This is a genomic window from Siminovitchia thermophila, assembly GCF_016909185.1.
In the GTDB taxonomy this organism is placed as follows: domain Bacteria; phylum Bacillota; class Bacilli; order Bacillales; family Bacillaceae_C; genus Siminovitchia; species Siminovitchia thermophila.
On sequence record NZ_JAFBFH010000018.1, the window covers coordinates 63,903 to 84,680 of the forward strand.

The 20,778-nt window shown below is 43.4% G+C and carries 21 protein-coding genes; 17 read left to right on the forward strand and 4 right to left on the reverse strand.

Annotation, left to right across the window (positions count from 1 at the left end):
* Nucleotides 1-6: 6 nt before the first annotated feature.
* Entirely contained in the window at nucleotides 7-249 is a 243-nt protein-coding gene (locus JOC94_RS13220; protein WP_205179564.1) for a transcriptional regulator SplA domain-containing protein, read from the reverse strand.
* 204 nt (nucleotides 250-453) lie between these two features.
* On the opposite strand from JOC94_RS13220, the gene JOC94_RS13225 reads away from it, so the two are divergent.
* The 8 genes from JOC94_RS13225 to JOC94_RS13260 all read left to right on the forward strand — a co-directional run bounded on the left by JOC94_RS13225 (nucleotide 454) and on the right by JOC94_RS13260 (nucleotide 6,851).
* Nucleotides 454-2,229 (forward strand): sigma-54-dependent Fis family transcriptional regulator, encoded by a 1,776-nt coding sequence (locus JOC94_RS13225; RefSeq protein WP_205179566.1) that lies wholly within the window; start codon nucleotides 454-456, stop codon nucleotides 2,227-2,229.
* Nucleotides 2,230-2,383: 154 nt separating this feature from the next.
* Nucleotides 2,384-2,557, forward strand: coding sequence for a helix-turn-helix domain-containing protein (locus tag JOC94_RS13230; protein WP_205179568.1), 174 nt, complete (start codon nucleotides 2,384-2,386; stop codon nucleotides 2,555-2,557).
* 187 nt (nucleotides 2,558-2,744) lie between these two features.
* Nucleotides 2,745-3,923, forward strand: coding sequence for a formamidase (gene fmdA / locus JOC94_RS13235; RefSeq protein WP_205179571.1), 1,179 nt, complete (start codon nucleotides 2,745-2,747; stop codon nucleotides 3,921-3,923).
* 14 nt (nucleotides 3,924-3,937) lie between these two features.
* Nucleotides 3,938-4,207: a zinc ribbon domain-containing protein gene (locus JOC94_RS13240; RefSeq protein ID WP_077111437.1), complete on the forward strand. Its 270-nt coding sequence runs from the start codon at nucleotides 3,938-3,940 to the stop codon at nucleotides 4,205-4,207.
* A 949-nt stretch (nucleotides 4,208-5,156) separates the two neighbouring features.
* On the forward strand, nucleotides 5,157-5,570 hold the full coding sequence (locus JOC94_RS13245) for a ferritin-like domain-containing protein (RefSeq protein WP_236017092.1): 414 nt from the start codon (nucleotides 5,157-5,159) through the stop codon (nucleotides 5,568-5,570).
* A gap of 135 nt (nucleotides 5,571-5,705) precedes the next feature.
* A complete protein-coding gene (locus JOC94_RS13250) occupies nucleotides 5,706-6,221 on the forward strand; it encodes a MerR family transcriptional regulator (RefSeq protein WP_077111435.1) in 516 nt (171 codons plus the stop codon).
* 94 nt (nucleotides 6,222-6,315) lie between these two features.
* Nucleotides 6,316-6,453, forward strand: coding sequence for a CsbD family protein (locus tag JOC94_RS13255; RefSeq protein WP_205179573.1), 138 nt, complete (start codon nucleotides 6,316-6,318; stop codon nucleotides 6,451-6,453).
* 248 nt (nucleotides 6,454-6,701) lie between these two features.
* Nucleotides 6,702-6,851: an Lmo0850 family protein gene (locus JOC94_RS13260; protein WP_205179575.1), complete on the forward strand. Its 150-nt coding sequence runs from the start codon at nucleotides 6,702-6,704 to the stop codon at nucleotides 6,849-6,851.
* A 582-nt stretch (nucleotides 6,852-7,433) separates the two neighbouring features.
* On the opposite strand, the gene JOC94_RS13265 is transcribed toward JOC94_RS13260, so the two are convergent.
* Nucleotides 7,434-8,729, reverse strand: a complete 1,296-nt coding sequence (locus tag JOC94_RS13265; protein ID WP_205179577.1) for a hemolysin family protein — start codon at nucleotides 8,727-8,729, stop codon at nucleotides 7,434-7,436.
* 376 nt (nucleotides 8,730-9,105) lie between these two features.
* Between JOC94_RS13265 and JOC94_RS13270 the strand changes: the two genes are divergently transcribed.
* Nucleotides 9,106-9,876: a hypothetical protein gene (locus JOC94_RS13270; RefSeq protein WP_205179579.1), complete on the forward strand. Its 771-nt coding sequence runs from the start codon at nucleotides 9,106-9,108 to the stop codon at nucleotides 9,874-9,876.
* A gap of 53 nt (nucleotides 9,877-9,929) precedes the next feature.
* Here the strand turns inward: JOC94_RS13270 and JOC94_RS13275 are convergent, their stop codons facing one another.
* Nucleotides 9,930-11,096, reverse strand: a complete 1,167-nt coding sequence (locus JOC94_RS13275; protein ID WP_077111430.1) for a dicarboxylate/amino acid:cation symporter — start codon at nucleotides 11,094-11,096, stop codon at nucleotides 9,930-9,932.
* A gap of 257 nt (nucleotides 11,097-11,353) precedes the next feature.
* Between JOC94_RS13275 and JOC94_RS13280 the strand changes: the two genes are divergently transcribed.
* From JOC94_RS13280 to JOC94_RS13300, 5 genes are all read left to right on the forward strand, one after another.
* Nucleotides 11,354-12,448: a D-alanine--D-alanine ligase gene (locus JOC94_RS13280; protein ID WP_077111429.1), complete on the forward strand. Its 1,095-nt coding sequence runs from the start codon at nucleotides 11,354-11,356 to the stop codon at nucleotides 12,446-12,448.
* A 12-nt stretch (nucleotides 12,449-12,460) separates the two neighbouring features.
* Entirely contained in the window at nucleotides 12,461-13,849 is a 1,389-nt protein-coding gene (locus tag JOC94_RS13285; RefSeq protein WP_205179581.1) for a UDP-N-acetylmuramoyl-tripeptide--D-alanyl-D-alanine ligase, read from the forward strand.
* 163 nt (nucleotides 13,850-14,012) lie between these two features.
* Entirely contained in the window at nucleotides 14,013-15,455 is a 1,443-nt protein-coding gene (locus JOC94_RS13290) for a DEAD/DEAH box helicase (RefSeq protein WP_077111427.1), read from the forward strand.
* A 233-nt stretch (nucleotides 15,456-15,688) separates the two neighbouring features.
* Nucleotides 15,689-16,171, forward strand: coding sequence for a PH domain-containing protein (locus JOC94_RS13295; protein ID WP_077111426.1), 483 nt, complete (start codon nucleotides 15,689-15,691; stop codon nucleotides 16,169-16,171).
* Nucleotides 16,161-17,618 carry a PH domain-containing protein gene (locus JOC94_RS13300; RefSeq protein ID WP_236017093.1) on the forward strand — a complete coding sequence of 486 codons (1,458 nt, stop codon included), beginning with the start codon at nucleotides 16,161-16,163 and terminating at the stop codon, nucleotides 17,616-17,618. The genes JOC94_RS13295 and JOC94_RS13300 overlap by 11 nt, the downstream gene beginning before the upstream one ends.
* Here JOC94_RS13300 and JOC94_RS13305 read toward each other — a convergent pair.
* Nucleotides 17,596-18,198: a rhomboid family intramembrane serine protease gene (locus JOC94_RS13305; RefSeq protein ID WP_077111425.1), complete on the reverse strand. Its 603-nt coding sequence runs from the start codon at nucleotides 18,196-18,198 to the stop codon at nucleotides 17,596-17,598. The genes JOC94_RS13300 and JOC94_RS13305 overlap by 23 nt on opposite strands.
* A 96-nt stretch (nucleotides 18,199-18,294) precedes the next feature.
* Between JOC94_RS13305 and acpS the strand changes: the two genes are divergently transcribed.
* The 3 genes from acpS to JOC94_RS13320 all read left to right on the forward strand — a co-directional run bounded on the left by acpS (nucleotide 18,295) and on the right by JOC94_RS13320 (nucleotide 20,675).
* Nucleotides 18,295-18,651 carry a holo-ACP synthase gene (gene acpS / locus JOC94_RS13310; protein WP_077111424.1) on the forward strand — a complete coding sequence of 119 codons (357 nt, stop codon included), beginning with the start codon at nucleotides 18,295-18,297 and terminating at the stop codon, nucleotides 18,649-18,651.
* Between the two features lie 297 nt (nucleotides 18,652-18,948).
* On the forward strand, nucleotides 18,949-19,968 hold the full coding sequence (locus JOC94_RS13315; protein ID WP_077111423.1) for a LolA family protein: 1,020 nt from the start codon (nucleotides 18,949-18,951) through the stop codon (nucleotides 19,966-19,968).
* 566 nt (nucleotides 19,969-20,534) lie between these two features.
* Entirely contained in the window at nucleotides 20,535-20,675 is a 141-nt protein-coding gene (locus JOC94_RS13320; RefSeq protein ID WP_205179583.1) for a hypothetical protein, read from the forward strand.
* Nucleotides 20,676-20,778: the final 103 nt, after the last annotated feature.

A 20,778-nucleotide genomic window follows, 5' to 3' on the forward strand; every position in this document is an offset into this window, starting at 1 on the left:
GAAAAATTATTCAACTGAGCCAAAGTAGTAGTTATAAGCTTTTTCAGCCTCTTCCTCCGTACGGTAAATTGCCATATCCTCCGTGATCGGATAGTACGTTTCGTACAGGAAAACGGCAAGTTGGCCCGGGTGATCGGGATCGCTGACAATGGCCGCCTCTTGAATCATGGCAACGTTTTGCGTATGGGGGTTGCGGTACAGGACATAAACAATGTCTCCGGGAGAATACGGAGGTTCAAATATATTCATGAAAGATTCTCTCCTTTTTACGTTATTATGGCTTGGATGGACTGTTCCATACAGAATAGCTACTTTTTTCGCTTCTTTAATGATAAAATGAAACCATGATAAAAGACCTAGCACGCTTTTAGTTCTTTTTGGCCATAAAAAGAAATTTCAATTTTCATAAAGATCAATCTATAATGAAAATAAGATATCTTTGAGGTGATCTATTTGATAAAAAGAAAGTTGATGCAGGAGCTTTGGGAGGATTTCGTTCGGCATGGACAGCTCCATAGAGTTGTCAAAAAAGAGGTACGGGAGGCATGGCTGCGTTCAAAAGCTTACGGTGTGGATCCGTATATCCATAGGGGAACAAATGTGATGTCGCCTAGTGAATTGAAAAGTCTGCAGTTGAAGAAAAAGGAATTTATCAGCACTTCTCTCCCGCTTATGGAACATCTTTTTTCCATTGTCAAAGGCTCGGGTTTTCTTGTTATTCTGTGTGACGAACATGGCCGTCTTATCAAAATGCTGGGTGATAAGGAGCCGTTACGATTGGCCGAGAAAGTTCAATTTCTGGAAGGGGCGTTATGGAGCGAAGAGGCAAAGGGGGCCAACGGGATTGGCACTTGTATCGCAAGAGGAAAACCTACACAAATTTGGGAGTTCGAACATTATATACAAGCAAGCCATCCATGGACGTGTTCCGCAGCTCCGATCCGCAATTCTGCGGGAAATATGGTTGGCGTTTTGAATATGTCGGGGCTGGGAGGGAAAGCTCATCCCCACACGCTTGGTTTGGTTGTTCCTTCTGCAGAGGCCATCGAGAAGCAATTACAAATGTTAGAAAAATCAAGAGGCAACGAAGTGAAGAACCGTCTTTTGGAAGTCACGACGGATACGTTTGCTGAGGGAATGATCATCATTGATACATATGGGAAAATTATCAAGACGAATCGAGTGTTGCAGCGGATCATCCAAAAGAAAGAACATGAATTGCTCGGAAAGCATGTTACGGACATTTTTATAAATCGCATCTTCTATGATTTGCCAGCTATTCCAAATGACCTGCATCAAGAAATAAAACTAAAATTGTTAAACAATCTAAAACAGACTCATGTGTTGCTTACCTCCAAAACGATCTTTCAACATAGTCAAAAAATCGGGAAATTATTAACGATAAAAGAAATTCAAAGAGCAAGGCCATTCATCGATCCGCTTTCAGGCAGCCAGGAGAAAGTGACATTTCGAGATATTGTTGGTAAAAGCAAAATCATCCGGAAAAGTAAGCTGGAAGGCAAAAAGGCCGCCCGTTCTGATTCCAACGTGCTGCTCATTGGCGAAAGTGGGACAGGCAAAGACATTTTTGCGCAGTCGATCCATAACGAAAGCAAGCGAAAACATAAACCATTTATTGTGATCAATTGCGGCGGCGTTCCACGTGATTTGCTCGGCAGTGAGCTTTTCGGCTATGAGGATGGCGCTTTTACGGGTACACGGAGAGTCGGCAGTTCGGGAAAGTTCGAACTTGCGGACGGGGGAACGGCTTTTTTAAATGAAATTGGTGAAATGTCTTTGGAAATGCAAGTGGTTCTGCTAAGGATTTTACAAGAAAAAGAAGTTGTCCGGATTGGCGGCCATAAGATGATTCCAATCGATGTTCGAATTATCGCAGCGACAAATAAAAATTTGCATGAGGAAGTAGAGAAAGGGAATTTTCGGGAAGATCTATTTTTCCATCTGAACGTCATCCCGATTCATCTTCCGCCTCTCCGGGAAATAAGGGAAGATATTCCATTACTGGCCGCCCATTTTATTGAAAAATGGGCAGAGAGATGGGGCAAGCCTTTTATCAAGGTATCTCCTTCATTTTACGATACGCTTCAGCTATACGAGTGGCCCGGCAATATTCGTGAGCTCCAACATATATTGGAGATGGCCTTGGTCAGAATGAGCGGATGTGAGCTTGGCATGGAAGTGTTGCCGGTAGATTTATCCCGCATATAAGGTGCCGTAAGACTCCCACATTAAAATCTTGAGTGAATACAAAATGTCCAAGTGGGAGAAACGGCATCTAAATGCCCGATTGGTTCAACTAACATTCAGTAGGAGATGGAAGAAAACGCCTACTGAATGAAGTTTCACTTTATTTGGAAGACTGATGCCCCAGTATAATGGGGAGGTCCCATTAAAGGAACAGATTAAAAAACAGGCGCTGATTCGCTCCATCCAGCTTTGCAACGGCGATTACAGCTTGGCCGCAAAACACTTGGGAATAGCGGGAAGCACTTTATACAGGCAGTTGAAAGGTATGGGTTTCGTCGATAGGCAATGATTGATTTTATATCCCCATTTTTTTACGAAGTGTCATAGTCGAGCAGAAGAAGTTTAAGCGGTCCCGGGTTATCGTCATGGGGAAGTGTTTTTGAAAACAATATAATTTTTTGAAACTTTATAATATAATGTAGTTGCACAATTTTTTCTCAAAGATGTTGAAAAATCATGTAGGGAGGAAAGTAAGCATGCCCAAGACAATGTTTAAGCTGGACCTTAGCAAACCAATGGAGGGACAGGCTCACCCGGGACATAATCGGTGGCACCCTGATATCCCGGCCGCTTTTTCGGTCAATCCGGGAACGGCATTTCGGATGGAGTGCAAGGAGTGGACGGATGGTCAAATTCAAAATAATGACAGTCCTAACGATGTAAGGGACGTAAATCTGGAACGCGTTCATGTGTTGAGCGGGCCAGTTTACGTAAATGGGGCAAAGCCGGGAGATTTGTTGGTCGTTGATATTTTGGATATAGGCGCTTTTCAGGAATATGAATGGGGATTTAATGGGATTTTTGCAAAAGAAAACGGTGGCAGCTTTCTCGTCGACCATTTTCCGGAAGCGCAAAAATCCATTTGGGATTTCGAAGGGATTTATACAACTTCACGCCATGTGCCTGGGGTTAAGTTTGCAGGAATCATTCATCCGGGTCTCATCGGAGTGGCGCCATCGCTGGAACTGCTGAACGAGTGGAACAGGAGAGAGGAAGCATTAAAGGCAACAAATCCCGATCGGGAGCCGCCGCTTGCCAATTTGCCAACACCTGAAAGCGCCGTTTTAGGAACACTCAAAGGTGCCGATTTTGACCGGGTAGCCAAGGAAGGTGCACGGACCGTGCCTCCAAGGGAAAACGGCGGAAACTGTGATATCAAAAACTTGTCGAAAGGATCCAGAATTTTCTTCCCGGTGTTTGTGGACGGAGCAAAGTTGTCGGTGGGAGACCTCCATTTCTCGCAAGGGGACGGGGAAATTACATTCTGCGGCGGAATTGAAATGTCGGGATGGATCGACCTGAAGGTCGATGTCATCAAAGGTGGAATGGAAAAATATATGATTAAAAACAACCCTGTTTTCAAACCGGGGCCTGTCGATCCTCTTTACACCGACTTTCTCGTCTTTGAAGGCGTTTCTGTTGATGAAAAAGATGGAAAACAACACTATTTGGATGCCAACATCGCTTATCGGAGGGCATGCCTAAACGCGATTGACTACTTAAAAACACTTGGATATACAGGTGAGCAGGCATACATGCTGCTCAGTTCGGCACCGGTTGAAGGCCATGTCGCCGGCATTGTCGATATTCCGAACGCTTGTTGTACGGTTGCGCTACCAACGCAAATATTTGAAAAAGACATCATGCCGAAATAACAGGAGGAAATATTTTGCCAAGCTATACATTTCGTTGCAATGATTGCGGGGAGTTTACATTGGTTTTTCGGAACATGGAGGGGAACCGGGGGAGTGCCGGATGTCCGGAATGCGGAATGCTGGCAAAACGGGTATTTTTACCGCCAAACTTGTATTCCATGCCGCAAGTTTTGAAAACGAGAATTGAAAATGGCATGGAACCAAGGCGGATGAGTCGCAAAGAACTTGGCCCGAGCATCCCAAGAAAAAGGACGCCATCCATCAATCGCCCTTGGCAGGTTTGATAATGGGATGATCGGGTATTTTCACCGTGGCCAAACAAGGTAGTCCAGAGGAGCGTTGGAATGTAGTGACCATCGCTCCTATCTGTTTATGGCGGGAACCGTCGCTTGCTACATAAAGTGTTAAACGGCTTGAACTCCTAAAAATCATTATTCTCATGCAAATGTCTTTTGGTTGAAGTAAGATATCTGGTATTCAAAATAGCACTCTGGGAGAAAAAATGAGAGAGTATGCGGGCAGAATGTACATGCCATAGAATTGAATTTACTCTTTCAGGGTGAGAATAAGAATGATAAAGCAATCAGCTGTTTTTTACTGGAACCAGTTCCATCATCATAAGTAAGGATCAGAAGATGATGTCAAAGTTTTAAATGCAAGAGGAGAGCGTTCAAAGGCCGACATGGACACTCTCCTTTGACTCCACTAGCATAAAATCAAAGTGAGTAATAATGATGTTTAAAATTTGAAAATTTAATGTTCTGGATATGTCCTTTGGATTGTATGTTTCTCAACCTCATAAATTTATTAACGCCTTCCACCGTCTCCCTTCACTATTTATAACGAAGCATCGTTATTATAATGGTGCAACTATTGTCTTCTAAAAAGCTTTATCAGAAAAACTGATCTGCTTCAACTTATTTTCATTCATTGATCTTTATACTAAAAAGCGCCCATTAACATTTCACAAACGAGCTCTGACGCCTTGTGTATTGTTCCATGAAGGATCGAAACGGATGCCTGTATTTCATTTTGGGACTGTTATCAGCTCTGCCACCTTGGCGCTCCTAACAAATTCCTCATTCAGCAAAAAGAAGAATAGTGGCTGATGTTTCTTGCTTACTTGTAGATAGCGGCAAAATGTTGGCGCATATAGCTCCTTGTGCTTAGGGCAAGCACCTTGGTACAGCGACGGCATATGATACAACAGAAAAAAAGAGAGGAAGATAGCCGTTGAAAAGTTTTACGGTCGACCAAGGACTTTTGAAGGAGGTTGCAAGAGCTGTCAATGGGGAGTACAGCGCCATACAGTGTTATACGAAACTGATCGAGATGGCACCGACAAAGAAAGAAAAAAAGATCATAACGGAGATTCGGGAAGATGAAATTCGGCATTTTCATGAGTTTTCTGCACTGTATATGTTCCTTATCAAACGTCAACCAGTACCAGAGATAAGCGAACCATGTCCGGATCGATATCGTGAGGGATTAAGGTTCGCTTTTGAAAATGAACAAGACACCGTTGATTTTTATCTTCATGTCGCGGATCGGGCAAACCACCCATATATGAGGCATGTGTTTCGAAGGGCCGCCGCAGATGAGCAGAACCATGCAGTTTGGTTTTTATCGCTGTTGACTCTTATGTAAAAAAAGTGCTCTCCTTGTCTTTTTTTGAAAAAGGGCGTGACAAAACTTCCTTCCAATCTACATTATTAGAGAGAGGACAATCTTTCCGAATGAAGAATATGTATTAGTACAAGTGAAAATCGGGGAGGGTCTGTTGTGGAAAAAGAAGTATTTACTTCCGAGGCAGCCAAGGCATTGGGAATTGGGGTCAGCACCCTCAGAAATTATGCAGTCATTCTGGAGTCAAAGGGTTACGGTTTTCAACGTGGAGCAAATAACGGACGGATTTTTCGGAAAAAGGATTTGGATAACATAAAAGAAATGATCGACAGCATTTCCAAGGAAGGCTGGACAGTGGAGCAGGCGGCAGAAGCTACAGCAGCACAGGTGGCCAGCCGGGGTGAGCAGGTTCTCCCTAGTGCAGAAAAAGAAATCACAATTGGAAAGTTGACGGAAAAAATCCATTATTTAGAAGAAAAACAAGCCGAACTGGCAAATATTAATGAAAAGCTGACAATGAAAGTAGAAAAACTGGCCGAAAAAATAAAGGATCGAGAACGTGACCAGCTTTTGCTTGAACGTTTAGAAGCAAGCCGAAATAAAAAGAAAAGAAGAGCCATTGCGTTTTTTCGTTCATTCATGACCTTCTCGGAAAAGAAAATATCTCCGTAAATAGAGCAAACGGATTCGTTTGCTCTATTTGGTTTTGCGTTTTTTACAGCGGGTACGTATAAAATATAATTCTTTTTTAAAAGGAGGAAACCTTATGAGCAAGAATAGAAAAATAGAAGGAACTTGGGATAAAGTGAAAGGCGAAGCGAAAGATACTTTTGGTGAAGCGACGGATAACAAGCGGCTTCAGGCGGAAGGAAAATGGGACAAGGCAAAAGGAGAAGCAAAGTAAAAATATGAAGAAGCAAAAGACCGCTTTTCGGATATGAACCCAAGCGAATAAAAGGGAGGGCTATTCCAGCATATTGATGGAATAGCCCTTTTTCAAAAAAACAGGTTTATTCGATAAAAAATAGGGGATATATAAAGAAAACTTTTAACATTTGATAGAAATTTTGTGAATTATTTTGTAAGCGATACACACTACATAAAATTTAAGGTAAAATGTCATTAGTGGAAATTCTAAATGAGGTGGTCTTTTTGCAAAGAGATCATGAGCAATTGGAACAAATGATCAATAGTCTTATGGAGATGGGAGTGAACATTTCAAAGACGAAGTCAAGGCTTGAACTAATGGAAGTCTTTGCTGAAATCGAGACAATGCCAGGTTATACTGAATGCCAATTTTAGATATAGAGTAGTAGAGACTGGGACACAACAAAATCAGCTGATGAAAAAACGAACAATAAAGTGAAACTTCATTCAGTAGGGCTCCTACTGAATGTTAGTTGAACCAATCGGGCATTTAGGTGCCGTTTTCTCTTGTATTCACTCAAGATTTTGAAGTGGAAGTCTTGCGGCACCTTACAAGCGGGATAAATTGTCCCAGTGTATAATGCGTAAGCTTTTAGCGTAGTCAAAATAGGTAGACTCCTGCGGGAATAGTTCGAGCTGAAGATCCCGCAGGAAAGCGACCCTTTGCTTTCCGAGGAAGCTGAAGAGACCTGCGGAAAGCGAAATATGTTGATGTAGCGATGATAGGGATTTTTTAACACAATAGGGGCCGAGACATAAATTAAAAGCTGATTCATATTCGTAAAGATCGTGAGAATAAAACCGCGTGAAATCAAGGTTTTAAACTTGATTCCATGCGGTTTATTTCATTTTACAGGGTTTGTCCCAGCCCCTTATTCATGCGTTTTTTGGAGCTTTCCACATTAAGATTATATAATCATTTTGTCGAAATGCATCATTTCCTGGGTAATAAAATGGTCATCCAGAAGGAGTTACCTCAATCACATGAATATGTTTGGCGTCCATGGATTTTACATGAAATTGATATCCTTCAGCTTCGATTACATCCCCTTCCTGCAAATCGTATTTTTGTGTTAAAAGCCAACCGCCAATGGTGTCAATATCTTCACATTCGATATGGGTCGCCAAAAGATCGTTCACTTCTTCTATTAAAACTTTGGCATCAAGCAGGTAATGTTTTTCCCCCTGTTTGCGAATGTATGGCATTTCATCTTCATCAAATTCATCTCTGATTTCTCCAACAATCTCTTCTAGTATATCTTCAACCGTCACAATGCCTGCGGTTCCTCCGTACTCATCAAATAAAACAGCTATATGGTTTCGTTCTTTTTGCATTTTAACAAGGAGCTGTTGGATCGGGATTGTCTCAATGACACGGATGGCCGGCTTTACATATGGTAAAATCGGCTGGTTGTCAGTGCAATTGTCTTCCATGCAGTCGGTTAGAAATTCTTTGATGTTGACGACCCCAATTATGTTGTCTTTATCTCCGTCAATAACAGGATAGCGGGTAAAACGCTGCTTCTTAATGATTTTCATCATTTCACTAACAGTGGCTGATTTATCAATTGTCAAGATCTCTGTTCTTGGAACCATGATTTCTTTTGCTACCCGGTTATCGAATTCAAAAATCCGATTCACATACTGATATTCCGACTGATTGATTTCCCCGCTTTTTAAACTGTCCGATAAAATAATCCTGAGTTCTTCTTCGGAATGGGCAATATCTCCTTCCGAAGCGGGCTTGACTCCAAATAACCCCACTATTAGGCGTGCCGCTCCATTCAACAGCCAAATGAAGGGAAACATGATTTTATAAAACCAGATAAGCGGTATCGCCACCGCAAGAGTAATTTCTTCTGCCTTGTGGATGGCAAATGTTTTTGGAGCGAGTTCTCCGATTACGACATGGAGAAATGTGACCAGGCTGAAGGCAATGACAAAAGAAAGGACTCCTGACAATGGCTCAGGTATATTCAGGCTCTCAAAGATAGGTGTTACGATGACTTGAACCGTTGGCTCTCCAAGCCAACCAAGTCCAAGGGCAGTTACGGTAATGCCCAGCTGGGTTGCTGATAAATAACCGTCTAAATTTGCCACAAGGCGCTTGGCTATAGCCGCCTTTTTATTTCCTTCCGCCATCAATTGATCGAGGCGTGAACTCCTGACTTTTACGATGGCAAACTCTGATGCTACGAAAAATGCTGTTAAACCAATGAGTAAGATGACGAGTAAAATGTTGATAACAAGCAATGGAGCATCCCACTACCGGATTCTTTTTTCATCCGGATGGGACTTCACCTCCTATTGGAAAAGTCTGTTCGTTGTATCCCTACTTTACCCTCTAAATGGAGATTCTTATCATGATTCCGGCAGATTTTTTAGTTATTTTCCACAAAAAGGAATTTGTTTCCTGGAAGAAGTTGTTTGTGATAAAAAACGCCCCATTTCCATTTAATTGATATACACGTATTCAATGTTGACATGTCCCCAAATGGAACGCCTGTAAACTATTGGTTTTTGAATTGGTGAAATTTGTAGTAAATATGTAATACTACAACAAGTTATTTTTGCTATTATATAGATATACCAATAGGTTCATCGTTAATCTGATGTGGAGGATGTATCGTTGAGAAATCATTCTGGCGGTAAAAATGTAATATACGTACATATGAACTATACGCACAAGTATGTATTGTCATATGGGATTGAGTTTCCAGAGTTTATGGACAGCATTCCATTTAAGCCTGCGAATCTTTTGCTATTGAAGCATAAATTTGAGGACGGATATTTTAATATGCATACACTTCTTCATTACGCATCGGAAGATAGCATTCAGCAACTGATGAATGATCATGTCGATCGATATGGTGATTTTTGCTGGATTGATTTTACGGATGAGGATGATTTAAATGAAATGGAAAGCCAATCATTGGCGGAGCTTTTGTATTTAAGCCATATGAAAGCTCCGCTCAGGCCGCCATTTTATCGAATTCTTGGAAACCAGTATGCCTATCTTACCCAGGAAGACGGCTTCTTCAATAGAACCTATTATAAACACTGGGAGCACTTTTACGGCATGCTTGGGGGTGTGTTGTCCACCAAGGTCAGTCCGAAAAGAGAGCGTTCATTTTTTGGAAGATTGCGGAGCCGATCCATTCCTCCGGTCCCGTTGGAAGTGTTACAAGTATATACTGACTTTATGTGTGAAGGGCTCGCTTTTTCCCTTGAAAAAGTCACCGTTGACAGGCAAAGAGCCGTTATTCCGATTTGGGTGATGGGTGACTTTCAGGACATGGATGAAATGGTGGAGGAATTTGAGGTTCGAAGCAGGAGAGCACCTGCGGGAAGGCTTGTCCTTGACCGAAGAAACAGTGAATGGCAGGCGATCATCTATTAAAAAATGGGCGGGAAGTCGCATTTCTCCGCCCATTTTTCCTCTTTTACACGGCTTTAAGCCGTTGCTTTTTTGTCTACCGTACTGTCAAGGAGCACTGCGATAGCTCCATCCCCTGTAACATTACACGCAGTTCCAAAACTGTCTTGCGTGATGTAAAGGGCGATCATCAAGGCGGTCATTGCCGGTCCGAATCCAAGCATTGATTCCAGCAGGCCAACCGCTGCCATCACGGCTCCGCCTGGAACGCCGGGAGCGGCGACCATTGTGATTCCAAGCATCAAAATGAACGGCATTAAAGATGCTAATGTGTAGGTATGACCCTGCATAAGCATGACAGCCATGGCACAACTGACAATCGTGATCGTGCTTCCCGACAGGTGGATCGTAGCACACAGTGGAATGGCGAAATCAGCAATGCGCTCTCGTTTTACGATTTTTTTGCCTTGTTTTAATGTCACCGGAATCGTTGCTGCTGATGATTGTGTTCCCAGGGCTGTAAAGTATGCGGGGACCATCGTTTTTAACATCGAAAACGGATTTTGCCTGCTTGTCGTGCCCGCAACCGTGTATTGAATCATTAGGTACGTTAGGTGAAGCAGGATAATCATGATAAATACTTTTATAAAGACGCTTAAAATAGCTCCAACTTGTCCTGCATGCGTCATATTGGCGAAGATGCCGAATATATGGACAGGTAGTAATGGGATAATGACCTTTTCAATCGTTAATTGAATGATGGATCGAAAATCCTCGGAGAACTTTAACATGGTTTCGAGTTTGAGAGCGGCAATACCGATTCCGATTACAAATGAGAATAGCAATGCCGACATGACTCCCATCACTGGTGCCATTTCAACGGTGAACATGGGTGATGCCAGTGCTTCCTCCGGGTTGGTGAACTCTTTGACAGATTGATTGTTCAACAAGTTGGGATATAGTATTTTAGCTGTAAGAAAGGCGAGCAGTCCGGCTCCAATGGTGGAAAGATAAGCAATACCAGCCGTGAACCCCAGCAGTTTTCCCGAGCCTTTTCCAACGGACGCAATTCCGGGAACGATAAATCCAATGATTAATAATGGGATAATAAAGTTAAGAAAGTTTCCAAAGAGTCCGTTGAATGTTGCAAATATACGCACAAGCCATTCGGGAGAAACAAGACCAATCAAAATGCCGAGGACAATCGCGATGATAATTCTGGGCAATAAACCAATCTTTTTCAAGATAAACCTCCTTTATAAAAAACTTTTTTTAAGGGAACGTGAGAGTGGCGTCTGCATTATTATAGCATAATTTTTGAGGATTTCGATTAGTTTTAAATTTTGGAAAAATGATAGTGAATCCCTTCTTGAACACCAAGGCTTTGCACGCCTGCTTGCCCAAATGCATATTTTAAACTAGGCTGATGAAAACCATTTGTTTTTCGGCAAATCATGTTAAAATAAAAGACATGTCATGAAGATAGGGGATGTAAGAAGCAATGAAATTGTGTTTATTATATGGAGGAAAATCCGCAGAGCATGAGGTTTCACTGCAAACAGCCAAAGCGGTGATCGGAGCGCTTGATAAAAACAAGTTTGATATTTATCCTATTTATATTTCCAAGCAAGGGCAGTGGGCCGAAGGATCGAAAATTACAGACACAATCACAGATGTTGCCCAACTGCAGCTTTTAAATAACAATTCTAACGAAGGGCTGAGCAGCACTGGTGAAGATCAGCTTTCACATAAATCTACAGATATGATTCCATCTTCTCTTCAGTCTGGTTACGATGTTGTTTTTCCGCTTTTGCACGGTCCGAATGGAGAGGACGGCACGATTCAAGGATTACTGGAAGTGTTGAATATTCCATATGTGGGAAATGGCGTGCTTGCATCGTCTGCCGGGATGGATAAAGTGACGATGAAAAATTTGTTCGCACAGGCGGGGCTGCGGCAAGTAAAATATGTTTCGTATATTCGCAGCGTTTGGGAAGCAGACCGCGATACCGCTTATAATGAAGTGGAAGCCCGGTTTGGGTATCCGTGTTTTGTAAAACCGGCCAATCTCGGATCGAGTGTCGGCATTAGCAAATGTGAAAACCGGGAAGAATTGGTTGCGGCATTTGAAGAGGCCTTTCGCTATGATCGCAAAATCATCATTGAGCAGGGGGTAACGGCACGCGAAATTGAGATTGGCCTGCTTGGAAATGATGAAGTTTCCTGCTCGGTTGCGGGGGAGATTGTTCCTAAAAAAGCATTTTACGATTATGAGGCAAAATATCAGGACGGATCGACCGAACTTGTCATTCCGGCCGATATTTCCGAAGAGCAGTATGCGGAGCTCCGTGAAATGGCGATTGCCGCATATAAAGAATTGGATTGTTCAGGGCTGGCGCGGGTTGACTTTTTTATAACAGAAGATGGCCAGGTACTGATCAATGAGGTGAATACAATGCCCGGATTTACACCGTTCAGCATGTTCCCGCTGCTTTGGAAACACACTGGTCTTCCATATGCTGAACTGATTGAGCGTCTCATTGACTTGGGCATAGAGCGTTTTGAGGAAAAACAAAAGATTACCCATACTTTTTAAGGAGGTATTCCGTTGATCGAAAGAACGATAGGACAGATCTCCACCATGATCAATGTAATGAACGACCTTTCGCCATATGCCCATGTTATGTTGAAAGGAGCTTCCATTGATTCCAGAAAAATCATTCCCGGCAACCTTTTCGTTCCTTTGAAAGGCGATAATTCGGACGGCCACCAATTTGTTGAAAAAGCTTTTGAACAAGGAGCCGCCGCTTCCCTATGGCAAGAGGACGTTCCCCATCCCCCGGAAGGATATCCGCTGATTGTGGTAAAAGATGTTTTAAAAGCGCTGCAGGATCTGGCCAAGGCCTACCGGAACGAACTGCCTGCCAAGGTCGTCGGTATTACCGGCAGCAATGGAAAAACAACGACAAAAGATATAGCGGCATCTGTGATGGGCGAAACATACCGTGTGCAAAAAACAGCAGGAAATTTGAATAATCATATCGGTTTGCCACTTACGATTCTATCTTTGAGAGAAGATACGGAGATTGCCATCCTTGAAATGGGCATGAGTGGAAGAGGGGAAATTTCCCTTTTAACGGATATTGCCAAACCGGATGTGGCGATTATTACCAATATCGGAGAAGCTCACTTGCTAGATCTTGGTTCAAGGGAAGCCATTGCTGATGCAAAGTTTGAAATTACGGAAGGACTGAAAGAAGACAGTCTGTTCGTTTATCCGGGAAATGAACCGCTGCTTGTGCAAAGAGCAAGCAGGTTAAAACAGACAAGGCTCAAAACGTTTGGAGAAACGCCGGACAATGATCTTTATCCGCTACATATACAAATGGAAGAAAGAGGAAGCACTTTTGTCGTTTCCAGTTATCCAGATGAACCATTGTTTCTTCCGATAGCAGGAAAGCATAATATGATGAACGCCATGGCTGCCCTGCATGCGGCTAGAGAATTTTCTGTCCCATTTTCTGATATAAAAGAGGGTTTGAAATCTGTAAAACTGTCTACGATGAGAATGGAATGGAGAAAAGGCCCGAAAGGTTCCACCATTTTAAATGACGTCTATAACTCTAGCCCAACAGCGCTCCGTGCGGTGATCGGATTAATTGAATCAATGGATGAAAAAAGAAGAAAAATACTCGTGTTGGGCGATATGTTGGAACTCGGGGAAGATGAAGAAAAATTCCATCGGGAAATAGGCGAAGAAATCAGTCCCGAAAAAATAACGTATGTTTATACATACGGAAGGTTAGGGAAAAGTATTGCGAAGGGGGCAGAAGAAAACTTCCCGGAAGAGCGGGTTTTTTCTTTCCAAGATCAAGACGAGCTGGCTGCCGCCCTTCAAGAGAAGCTAACAGGAGGAGAAATCATAGCGGTAAAAGCTTCCAGAGGCATGAAAATGGAAAAAGTTGTGGAAGCTTTGACACTGGAAGTTGACGAATAACATTATACAAATCATGGTAAAATGCCTGAAAGGCTTTGTCGCCAAAAATTGTAATCGACTCGTTTTAATGATAGAATAAGCACATCGTTTACAATTTTTTGCAGCGGTTCTTAAAGTGAGTGGGGCATTTTGCCTCATACTTTTTAAAGGAGATTGAGAAGCTTTGACGAAGTTTTCAGATTTGAATTTAAGCCCGGCTATTTTAAAAGCAGTCAATAGAATGGGCTTTGAAGAAGCGACACCGATACAGGCAAAAACAATTCCTCTCAGCAAGGAAGGGAAAGATTTGATCGGCCAAGCCCAAACAGGTACGGGAAAAACGGCCGCATTTGGTATTCCCCTTATTGAAAAAATCGATACAAAAAACCCGACGGTTCAAGGGATCATTATCGCTCCGACACGTGAACTCGCGATTCAAGTATCGGAAGAGCTATATAAAATCGGTATGGATTCCCGTGCAAGAGTCCTTGCCGTTTACGGTGGCTCGGATATTCAACGCCAAATCCGCGCATTGAAAAAAGGCCCGCATATTATCGTTGGAACTCCGGGGCGGATTCTTGACCATATCAACCGGAGAACACTCAAACTGAACAATGTGCATACGCTTATTTTGGATGAAGCAGATGAAATGTTGAATATGGGCTTTATTGATGATATTGAAGCCATATTGAAAACCGTTCCGGATGAAAGGCAAACGTTGCTTTTTTCAGCAACGATGCCGGACCCGATCCGCCGGATTGCCGAACGGTTTATGAAATCGCCTGAAACAGTTCGGGTTCAAGCCCGCGAGATGACGGTGCCTTTAATTGAACAATATTTTATTAAGGTGCCTGAAAGGGAAAAATTTGACGTTCTTTCCCGGCTTCTTGACGTGCAATCACCCGAATTGGCCATCGTCTTTGGCCGGACGAAACGCCGTGTGGATGAGCTGGCGAACGCCTTGACAGTCAGAGGCTATACAGCAGAAGGAATTCACGGTGATTTAAGCCAGGCGAAGCGCATATCCGTATTGAAAAAATTTAAAGAAGGCAGAGTCGACGTCCTGGTCGCGACCGACGTTGCCGCCAGGGGCCTGGATATTTCGGGTGTCACGCATGTTTATAACTATGACATCCCGCAAGATCCGGAAAGCTATGTTCACCGGATCGGCCGGACAGGGCGGGCCGGAAAAGAAGGGATGGCTGTTACATTCGTCAGCCCGCGGGAAATGGGTTATTTGCGTATTGTCGAACAGACAACGAAAAAACGGATGCAGCCGATGCGCCCGCCAACCTGGGATGAGGCGCTCGAAGGACAGCAGCGCATCGCGATGGAAAGACTGAGCGAAGCAATTCAGGAAGGCGATTTGGATGAGTATAAAACGAGTGCCAAAGATTTATTGACTGAGCATGATGATCCTGTTGAAATCATTGCTGCTGCGCTCAAAGTCATCACAAAGGAACCGGACAAAACGCCGGTCCATATTTCGGAAGAACGTCCGCTTCCTTCTAAAAGGGAGCATTTTGGCGGCGGAGGGCGAAGCAGACGCGGAAAGCCGGGGCAGCAATCATACAAGGGCCACCGGAAACCGCAGCGCCGTCCTAGCGGCCGCAGAACATCTTATTAAGTAAGAAACGCAATATTTACTCGCTTATAACCGTCCGTGCAAGAGGCGGCATATAAGAACACGCTCAAAAAGCGTAGGCGGTCAACATATGTTATAAACAATCGGAGGGTTTGAATCTTCCGATTGTTTTTTTGTTGGAAATTAGCTACATTTTTATTGTGCAAGATGTAAAATAGGCAATGACATGGTACGATCATTTCGTATGTATTGATGCAAACTGAGGGGAGAATTTCATGGAGATCACTATACCGGCAAAACGAATATCGAAGCGCGGATTAAAAGTATGGAGGATGATGGGCGTCATTTTTTCGCTTATCGCATGGGCGATTGCAATTGGTGTGGGAGTAGCGGCTTATTTCTTGGATTGGCCTGTTTGGATCGTTGTAGTAACCGGCCTGCTGGCTTTGATAGAAACAGTCAGCGCCGTTTGGATCATTCCTTCAATCCGTTGGAAACGCTGGAGGTATGAGGTAAATGAGCATGAATTGGAGCTGCAGCACGGCGTCATTTTTGTACACCGGACGCTTGTTCCGATGGTGAGGGTTCAACATGTCGATACCTCACAAGGACCGCTCTTAAAAAAATACGATTTAGCGACCGTTTCTATTTCGACTGCGGCGACCACACATGAAATACCGGCAGTCGATGTAGGGGAAGCGGAGGAATTACGCCGTTTGATTTCGGCTTTGGCAAGGGTGGCAAAAGATGATGTCTGAACCAAAACGTCTCCATCCCATTACTATTTTTTACGAAATCATGAGTGCCTTAAAAGAATTGATCATTCCCTTTATTTTATTTGTTATCATTGGAAATTCAGGTGATGACTCTTTTTGGAATAAAGTGCCGCTTTTTATTTTTATCCTTTTAATCGTGGCGATGATCGTTTCCGGCTTTATAAAATGGCTTCGTTTTACTTATTGGCTTGAAGACCAAGAACTACGGATTACCCAAGGGTTGTTCGTAAGGAAGAAAAGATACATCCCTTTTGAACGGATTCAAAGCTTGGATCTTTCTGAAGGCATTTTTCACCGTCCTTTTCAGCTTGTAAAAGTAAAGGTGGAAACAGCGGCTTCCAGCGACAATAAAGCGGAGGCGGAACTGACTGCCATTCACAAAGAAGAGGCCGCCGCTTTGCAAAAAATCATTGCGGATGCCAAGCGGGGAAAGAATGCGGAAGATGTGGAAGAAGAAGTGATTGAAGAGGTCGTTTATAAAATCACTACGCCTCAACTGTTTTTTCTGGCTACTACCTCGGGACGGGCCGGAGTGGTGATTTCCGCTTTTCTGGCTTTTATTTTCCAATTTGAAGACTTCATCCCGTATGAAAAGGTATTTAATGAAATGCAGGAGTTGATTCGTTACGGGGTCTTGTTTATATCGGCGATCGTGTTTGTTGTCTTGGTCATTGCCTGGCTTATTTCCGTATTAATAGCTTTCTTTAAGTACAATGACTTTACCGTTAAAAAAGTGGAAAATGATTTAATCATTACACGCGGGCTGCTCGAAAAAAGAACGACGACTGTTCCACTGCACCGGATTCAAGCATTGAAGATTACGGAAAGTCCGATTCGCCAGCCGTTTGGATATGCGAGTGTGAAAATCGAGAGTGCGGGAGGAACTGTCATGGAAGAGGACAGCTCATCTATTGACCTTTTGCCTGTTGTGAAAAAGAGCCAGATTCCCGATATTTTGGGAGAGGTATTGCAGGAGTTTTCATTTGTGACCGATTTGAAGCCCGCTCCAAAGAAATCTCTAAGGCGATACTTATTTGTTAAAGTCCTTATCGCCTTCGTAGCAACCATTGTACTGTCAGCCACTTTTTGGCCGTATGGCTTGCTGGCATGCATTTTGATTGGAGGAGCGGCGGTCTGGGGGTATGCCCAATTTCGTTCAGCCGGTTGGAATATCCATGGCCGGCAGTTGACGATGCGGTTCCGAACGATTGAACAGCACACGGTACTCATGAACAAGAACCGGATTCAAGCCTTTGACATGAGCGTCAACTGGTTTCAAGATCGTGCCGATCTTGCCGGTGTGGAAGCTAAGGTAAAATCGGGAGAAGCGTTTGAAAGGGGGCATATTCCCCATATAGAACAGGAGGCTGCCCAAGAAATATATAAGTGGTACAGCCATCGAGAATTTACCAAAAGCGAACAGGCTTGATCTGAATTAATAATGCGCCGATCAAAAAACCGGCAATCAGGCCAGAAATGTGGGCCGTAATATTGATGCCTGATTGAAAAAATGTCATGATGACCCCGATCGCGGCCATTGGCAGGATCACTTGCTTGCCTTGCGGGGGCATCGCTCCTTTTTTTAATGCAATAATAGCCAAATAGATTCCAAACAGGCCGAAAATCGCACCGCTCGCCCCCAGATGGGTATAGTACGGAGGGTTCAGCAAATAAGTGGCAATATTGGCCGCAATTCCGCAGGCCAAATAGACGAAAACAAACAGCCATTTTCCAAGAGCACGCTCCAAAGCGGGGCCAAACAGCACAAGTGAAAAAGAATTAAATAAAACATGGGCTAAGCCTGCATGCAGAAAAATGGGGGTTACAAGCCGCCAATACTCGCCCATGCCAATGTAAATATTAACACCCACGAGCGATTCGAAAATCAGCTTGTTGGGAAGAAGCGGAAGCTTCATTGATAGAAAAAGGATCAAATGAATGGCGACAACTGTGGTAACAACCGGGTAAAGTTGCTTAAACTGTTTAAAAGACTCGGTACGGACAAACATATGTGTCTCCTTTCGGATTTTTCATAAAAAAATGAAACGTATATTGCTTCTCCCATTATATTAAACAGAGACGAATAGTAGAAGGGATGTGCAGCCGTGATTGCTGGAATCGGTCTGGACCTTGTGGAGCTAGACAGAATTGAGAGGCTTAGGCAGAGCCAGCCTCGGTTTCCAGGGCGAATTTTAACTCAAAAAGAACTTATGCAATATGATACCTTGCCCGCAAAGCGGAAAACAGAATTCCTTGCCGGAAGGTTTGCGGCAAAGGAGGCGTTTGCAAAAGCGCTGGGAACCGGAATTGGCAAGGGTATATCCTTTATGGACATTGAAATCGGGTCGCAATCTAGCGGAAAGCCATTTATCGCGAAGCCTGCAATGGGGAAGTCGCATGTGTCCATTACGCACACGAAGCAGTATGCCGCGGCACAAGTGATTATAGAAGATAGCCAATAACCCCATTTTCCTGGACCGTAAATAGGAAAATCAAATGATACCTTATCGGACTGCAAAGTTCAACCTGAAACAATCTTTTCCGTTGCCGCCACATAATTGGCGGCTTTTCTTTTGACATATTGTCCACGGTTGTCTCATATATTTTTAATGCGTCAGGAGAGAGGGGGCAGGGCCCGGAATGATTGCCACGTTGTGCGGGGCGCTCGCGGGAAAAAACGGATGATGGCCAATGATCCCGGGTTTCCGGCTTCCTCTCTTCTTTTTATGTGTAAATGAGACAACGAAGGGGTTGAAGGAATGAGAAAGGGGCTATGGCTATTTGCAGGATTGTTGCTGGCGATGCTCGTACTTTCGGCCTGTGGGGAAAAATCAAAGGAGGATGTGACAAAAGGGCTGGATAAGAAGGTTGGGGAGTTAAAAGGGTACAAGGCAAAGGCCAAGATGACGCTGGAAGTCGGGAGTAAGCCGCAAGTGTACGATATAGATGTTTGGCATCATAAACCGGGCGATTACCGGATTCATTTGAAAAGTGCCAAAAAAGAACAGAGTCAAATGATTCTTCGTAATAAAAGCGGCGTCTACGTATTGACTCCTGCCTTGAACAAAAGTTATCGCTTCCAGAGTGATTGGCCGAAAAACAGCAGTCAGGCTTATTTGTATGAGTCACTTGTCCAAGATGTCCTAGAGGATCAGGAAGCGAAATTTAAATCGACGAAAGAGCATTATATTTTTGAAACAAAAACACGCTACCAAAATAATAAAATGCTTCCATCGCAGGAAATTACATTCCATAGAAAGACGTTGGAGCCGGTTAGTGTGCAGGTCATGGATACGGATAAAAATCCGGTCGTCACTGTTGAATTCACAAAAGTCGATTTTGACGCGAAATTTGATAATGATGCGTTTGATACGAAGAAAAACATGACGAGCGCACAGTTGGAAGTTCCGGTATTAGCCGATTTGAACACAAAAGAGTTTACAGTGAAGTATCCGATGGCCGAGATTCCGGGTGTGAGTCTTGCCGATGAAAAATCCGTCGAAACTGACGAGGGCAAGCGTGTGATATTGACCTATGAAGGTGAAAATAAATCATTTACACTGATTCAAGAAAAAGCGGAAGTCATTCCAACCGCTTCCATGGAAACAGTCGATATGGACGGAGAAATGGTGGATCTCGGGTTTGCTGTCGGCGTGATGAACGACCATTCGATTGTATGGAGCGAAGCCGGAGTGGATTATTTGCTGGCGTCACAAGATTTGACACAGGAAGAGTTATTGGGTGTTGCTCGTTCAGTTCAAGGCTACTCAGAGAAATAACGGTCCGCAAAAATATTCTGTTCCCTTTCAGGTTATATCTACCTGAAAGGGATTTTTTTTGCCGTAAGATGTGTAGGGGGGAATGTTTTATGAAAAAATGCTATGACCAGGATGTCGGTCCGTTTTACGGCTCGCTGTAAGTGTCCCGGCTATAGAGGATAAACCGTCTGCCACTCGCAATCCCGACGTGGTTCTTTAAAACGGGCTCTTTTGTCCACCTATAAAAAGAAAGTGTAATTCATTTGAAGTTTTAAATCCGGATATGGCGAAAAAGTTTACCTCTTCCAGCCTCCATTTAAAGGATCGGCACGTAGGAAGAGGTGTTTTTTATGCGGGAAAATATCGAGTGGAGGAAGGGGGGGCAAATGTTGCGCTCTGGATCCTAAAGTTTTTTCTGGCTGATTTAAAAAGAGAAACGTATGATGGGTATAATAGAAAAAGGCTTGGATCAAACACATCTGCTTCATCTCGATATTTTGATATCATAGGATTGAGCAGCTTTTCAATCATATTGATAGCGTATCGCTGAAATTGGCAAGTATGACCCGCGGCTTGTTAGGTGGTGGGTGATACGGCAGCGTGTCAGTGATTGTTTCTTTACAATCATAGAACGGTTTGATAACTTGGCTACATTCATTGGGTTGATGAGAAAAACGGATATCCAACTTTGGGTTGATGAGAAAGCCGGACATCCAACATTGGGTTGATGAGAAAGCCGGATATCCAACATTGGGTTGATGAGGAAGCCGGACATCCAACATTGGATTAATGAGGAAAGTCCGGATATCCAAAAATTGAATGTGTTCACCA

Excerpts from the sequence above, each read along its gene's own strand:
- JOC94_RS13255 (WP_205179573.1), top strand. The coding sequence starts at position 6,316 with ATGAGCAAGAATAGAAAAATAGAAGGAACTTGGGATAAAGTGAAAGGC.
- JOC94_RS13220 (WP_205179564.1), bottom strand. The coding sequence starts at position 249 with ATGAATATATTTGAACCTCCGTATTCTCCCGGAGACATTGTTTATGTC.
- JOC94_RS13305 (WP_077111425.1), bottom strand. The coding sequence starts at position 18,198 with ATGTTTGTCCGTACCGAGTCTTTTAAACAGTTTAAGCAACTTTACCCG.
- JOC94_RS13280 (WP_077111429.1), top strand. The coding sequence starts at position 11,354 with ATGAAATTGTGTTTATTATATGGAGGAAAATCCGCAGAGCATGAGGTT.
- JOC94_RS13315 (WP_077111423.1), top strand. The coding sequence starts at position 18,949 with ATGAGAAAGGGGCTATGGCTATTTGCAGGATTGTTGCTGGCGATGCTC.
- JOC94_RS13300 (WP_236017093.1), top strand. The coding sequence starts at position 16,161 with ATGATGTCTGAACCAAAACGTCTCCATCCCATTACTATTTTTTACGAA.
- JOC94_RS13295 (WP_077111426.1), top strand. The coding sequence starts at position 15,689 with ATGGAGATCACTATACCGGCAAAACGAATATCGAAGCGCGGATTAAAA.
- JOC94_RS13230 (WP_205179568.1), top strand. The coding sequence starts at position 2,384 with ATGCCCCAGTATAATGGGGAGGTCCCATTAAAGGAACAGATTAAAAAA.
- fmdA (WP_205179571.1), top strand. The coding sequence starts at position 2,745 with ATGCCCAAGACAATGTTTAAGCTGGACCTTAGCAAACCAATGGAGGGA.